Source organism: Mesorhizobium sp. M4A.F.Ca.ET.090.04.2.1 (assembly GCF_003999085.1).
Taxonomy (GTDB): domain Bacteria; phylum Pseudomonadota; class Alphaproteobacteria; order Rhizobiales; family Rhizobiaceae; genus Mesorhizobium.
This window is the reverse complement of record NZ_RZOT01000172.1, coordinates 1-2,593: the sequence shown is the minus strand read 5'-3', so window position 1 is coordinate 2,593 and position 2,593 is coordinate 1. Positions and strand designations below refer to the sequence as shown.

The 2,593-nt window shown below is 64.4% G+C and carries 2 protein-coding genes and 1 pseudogene; 1 reads left to right on the top strand and 2 read right to left on the bottom strand.

The features are described 5' to 3' along the window. Both EN781_RS35280 and gcvA read right to left on the bottom strand, forming a co-directional pair. Positions 1-421: pseudogene (locus EN781_RS35280) on the bottom strand (nicotinate phosphoribosyltransferase); the annotation flags it as partial. A 176-nt stretch (positions 422-597) separates the two neighbouring features. Continuing rightward, the gene (gene gcvA / locus EN781_RS14290; RefSeq protein WP_126057019.1) at positions 598-1,572 is read right to left on the bottom strand and encodes a transcriptional regulator GcvA; all 975 of its coding nucleotides are present in this window, start codon (positions 1,570-1,572) and stop codon (positions 598-600) included. Positions 1,573-1,785: 213 nt separating this feature from the next. On the opposite strand from gcvA, the gene EN781_RS14285 reads away from it, so the two are divergent. Further along, on the top strand, positions 1,786-2,593 hold an 808-nt coding region (locus EN781_RS14285), incomplete at its 3' end, for an arginase family protein (RefSeq protein ID WP_127400078.1).

The following is a 2,593-nucleotide window of genomic DNA, read 5'->3' as shown; positions in this document are numbered from 1 at the left end:
CCCACAGCGTCGTGTACATCCAGGGGCCAGCGAAGGAGAGCTGGTACTGGCCGTCGCGCTTGGACAGCTCGTATTCGGGCAACTGGAAATCCTCCAGCCAGGCGAGGAACTCCGGCTCAAAGATCTGCTTGCGGCCATAGAAGGTGTTGCCGCCCAGCCAGATCATCTCCTTCTTGGAGAAGCGCAGGGTGCGGGCATGGTCGAGCTGGTCGCGCAACTCCTGCTCGTCGATCTCGTCGGCGAGGCGAACCGAGGTGGTGCGGTTGATCAGCGAGAAGGTGGCGTCGACCTTGGGGTACATGCCCCAGATCATCTGAAGCATCAGCAGCTTGTAGAAATCGGTATCGAGCAGGCTGCGGACGATCGGGTCCAGCTTCCAGGTATGGTTGTAGACGCGCCGCGCAATATCGGTCTTTGCCATGTCGTCCTACCGCCTTCGCTGCTCACTCTAGCGTTTGTCTGCGCAATCCCGGACGGAAAAGCGCTACGCACTTTCCAGGGATTGCCTTAGCCAAAGCCTCTTAGCATTGAATTTTCGGGAACGCCTCCCGCTTTGCGGGCTGGCCCGACAAAAAGGAAGCCGTCACGGTCCAGCCGTCAGGCCCCCGTCCTGGCGCCGATCACCCTCAGTGCCGGGCGTTTCCTGCGGCTGCCGATGCGCCCCGCGACCGGCGCGTCGGCGCGGCTGTCAGCCTGTTCCTTCTCGGCAAACAGCCAGTCGATGAACAGCTGGACGATCGGCGCCGACTTCATCTCGTTTCGGCACACGACGTAGAAATCGTCGACCGCCGGCACCGACAGGCTGAACGGCGCAACCAGCAGGCCCCTGGCCAGCAGCCCGCTTGCGGTCACCGTATCGCCGAGCGCCACGCCATGGCCGTGAACGGCGGCCTCGATCGCCACGCGCGCGTCACCGAGATGGTGGCGGCGGCCGCGCTCCAGATCGAGCGCATCCGCGGCGGCCAGCCAGGTGTGCCATTCACGGCCGTCGTCGCCATGCAGGAAGACATGATCGGCGAGATCGCGCACGGTGCGGATCGGGCGGTTGTTGATCAGCGTCGGGCTGACCACCGGGAACAGTTCGAGGCCGGACCACTTGCGCATCCAGCAGTCGCTCCAGCTGCCGTCGCCATAGTGCACGCAGACATCGATGTGCGGGGCGCGGATGTCCCTGGCGTCGTTGGAGGGAAGCAAGGTGAGCTGGATGTCCGGATATTGCGCGGTGAACGAGCCCAGCCGCGGCGCCATCCACAGCAGCAGCAGCGCCGGAACGCAGGATATGGAGAGCTTGCCGGCACTGGCAGGCCTCGTCATGCGCTGGGTGGCGGCGGCAATGCCGTCGAAGGCAGTCGATACCGCCGGCAAAAGCTCGGCGCCGTGCGGCGTCAACCTCACCCGCTGGCCAGCGCGCTCCAGCAGCTTGACGCCAAGCGACTGCTCGAGCGCCTTGATCTGGTGGCTGACGGCGCCGTGTGTGACATTCAGCTCCGCCGCCGCCTTGGTCAGCGAGGCGTGGCGCGCCGTCGCCTCGAAGGCGCGCAGCGGATTCAAGGGGGGCAGACGCTTGGCCATGGTGCACCTGTGCACTGTGAGATTTTCTCACAACAAACACCCTAACAATATCAATTGATTTTTCAATGGAGCTGCCGGAGACTTTGTGCCGGAGCATCTTCAAGACGTGAAAATCTGCAGGCAGCCAGGGCGGGACCGCGGTCCGGCTGAATGGCGGTCAGCATCATAGGCGTTGCCGAAGCTTTCATTGCCAGCCAGACGGAGGAGACCGACATGGGTTACGATCGCGGCAAGCTCGAAGCGTTGCGTCGCAAGTATGGCGAGGGCCATGGCGGCGAGATGTTCGATCCGAAGTTCCGCAAGGTCGCCGACAAGATCTTCTCCAAGTCAGGCACGAGACTGGCGCCCTATTCCGGCATCCCGACCTTCCTTGCCGCGCCCTACCGCCAGGTGACCGCCGACAATCCGGATTTCGGCGACCTGCAGGTGGCGATGATCGGCGTGCCGATGGACCTCGGCGTCACCAACCGGCCGGGCTCGCGCTTCGGGCCGCGGGCGCTGCGCGCCATCGAACGCATCGGCCCCTACAACCATGTGCTGGAATGCGCGCCGACGCACGAACTTCGCGTCGCCGACATCGGCGACGTGCCGTTCCAGAGCCGCTACCGGCTGGAGACCAGCCATGAGGACATCGAGCGCCGCGCCAACCAGATCGTCGATGCCGGCGTCATCCCGCTGTCGGTCGGCGGCGATCACTCGATCAGCCATCCGATCCTGAAGGCGGTCGGCAAGAAGGCGCCGGTCGGCATGATCCATATCGACGCCCACTGCGATACCAGTGGCCTGTTCGACCTGACTAAATTCCACCACGGCGGACCGTTCCGCAACGCGGTGCTGGACGGCGTGCTCGATCCGTCGCGCACCATCCAGATCGGCATTCGCGGCGCGGCCGAATATCTGTGGGAGTTCTCCTATGAGTCCGGCATGACCGTCGTGCACGCCGAGGAGGTGACCGGCCTCGGCATTCCCGCCATCATCGAGAAGGCGCGCAAGGTCGTTGGCGACGGGCCGACCTACGTCT

What these genes read in the sequence shown, in the direction of transcription:
- gcvA (WP_126057019.1), bottom strand. Translation starts at nt 1,572, where the DNA reads ATGGCCAAGCGTCTGCCCCCCTTGAATCCGCTGCGCGCCTTCGAGGCG.